Here is a 1768-nt window from a genome sequence, read left to right as displayed (position 1 = left end):
GCTCCTGGTCGTCGCCGCCCTCGTGCTCGCGCTCGCGGGGACCGCGCTGCACGCGACGGCCGCGCTCGAGGCGCGCGAGCTCGACGTCGCGCGGCTGCGCGGCCTCGGCGCGCCGCGCCGCACGGTCCTCGCGTCGGTGCTCGCCGAGCAGGGCTTCCTCGTCGCGGCTCCCCTGCTGCTCGGCGCGCTGCTGGGCCTGCTCGCGTGCTGGGCCGTCGGGCCGCTGCTCGCGGTGTCGCCCGAGGGCCTCGTCCCCGTGCCCGCCGCGGCGCCGCAGTGGCCGTGGTCCGCGCAGACCGCGGCGCTCGTGCTGCTGCTGCTCGGGTGCGCTGCGGTCGTCGTGCCGCTCGCGTCGCGCGCCGTGCGACGGTCGACGATCGCGCGCCTGCGCACGGACCCGGCCGCATGAGCGCGGCGTGGCGCCGGGCCCGCGCCGACCTGTGGCCGCTGCTCGTCATCGCGGTCGTGGTCGCGCTCCTGGTGGCCGTGACCGACGCCGTCCCGCGGCTGCTGACCGCGCGGGCCGACACCGCGGTGCGCACCGCGGTCGCCCAGGCCGACCCGGCCGCCGACCTCGTGGTCACGAGCCGGTACGGCGCGGGCACGTCGGACGCGACGGCCGGCGAGTCGGACACGACGATCGGCGTCGACGACGTGGCACGTTCGCTCGACGCCGCCCTGCCTGCGTCGCTGGGCGCCGTCCTCGACCCGCCCGTCGCGTCCGCGGCGAGCTCCGACCTGAACCTCAGCACCGCGGGGCTGCCGACGGGCGGGCTGCTCCGGCTCGCGTACGTGTGGGCGGGGCAGGAGCCCGCGGTCCGGTGGCGCGACGGCGTCGCCCCCGGTCGTCCAGGGCCCGACCTGGCCGTCCAGGTGGGCCTCTCCGAGGCGGTCGCAGACGTGCTCGGCGTCGCAGCGGGTGACACCGTCGCCGCGACCACCGCCGACCGGACCACGGTCCCCCTGCTGGTCACGGGCGTGTTCGTCGCGCTGGACCCGCAGGACGCGGCGTGGACCGCCCGCCCCGAGCTGCTCGGGCCGCGCGCCTACGGACGCGAGGACGCCCGCACGACGGTCGTCGCCGGTCTGCTCTCGGCCGCCTCCCTGCCCGCCGCGCGCGCCGCGCTCGAGCCCGACGGCGTGACGCGCACGTTCCGCCTCGCCGTGGACCCGCAGGCGCTCGACCACGCCGCCGCGCGCGACCTCGTGCGCCAGGTCGCCGCGCTCGAGGCGTCCCCCGACGTCCTCACCGTGCCCGGGTCCGACGTCCGGGTGACGTCGCGCCTGGACCTCCTGCTCACGCAGGTCGGGGCGCGCGTGGACGCCACCTGGTCGCAGGCCGTCGTCGTGCTCACCGGGCTGGCGGCCGGTGGCGCGCTGGTCCTGCTCGTCGCGGGCGACCTCCTCGCGCGGCGTCGCGCGACCGCCCTGCGGACCGTCCGGGCACGCGGCACGTCGCTCGCGGGTGTGGCGGGCGCGGCTGCCGCCGAGTCCGCCGTCGTGGTCGGCGCCGGCGCGGCGGCCGGGCTCGTCCTCGGCGCGGTCGTGGCTCCCGGACCCGTGACGTGGCCGTGGGTCGTCGGCGTCGTCGCCGTCGGGGTGCTCGCGCCCGCGGCGTTCGCGACCGTGGCGGCGCGGCACGTCGAGCCGCGCCGCGTCCCCACCGACCGGCACCGCCGGCGGCTCGCGCAGCGTGTCCGCACCGTGCGGCGCGTGTCCCTCGAGGCCGCGCTGCTCGTCGTCGCCGTCGGGGCGACCGCCGCGCTGG

The 1768-nt window shown here is 79.8% G+C and carries 2 protein-coding genes; both read left to right on the top strand.

Annotation, left to right across the window (positions count from 1 at the left end):
• Nucleotides 1–409: FtsX-like permease family protein (locus CTKZ_RS21145; protein ID WP_124344708.1), on the top strand; the 409-nt coding region annotated here is incomplete at its 5' end.
• Nucleotides 406–1768, top strand: a 1363-nt coding sequence (locus tag CTKZ_RS21140) for a hypothetical protein (protein WP_200829885.1), incomplete at its 3' end; no start/stop codon positions are given. The genes CTKZ_RS21145 and CTKZ_RS21140, both read left to right, overlap by 4 nt.

The organism is Cellulomonas algicola (genome assembly GCF_003851725.1).
GTDB lineage: Bacteria > Actinomycetota > Actinomycetes > Actinomycetales > Cellulomonadaceae > Cellulomonas > Cellulomonas algicola.
Note: the sequence above shows the minus strand (reverse complement) of the source record. Positions and strands in the feature narration are given on the sequence as shown.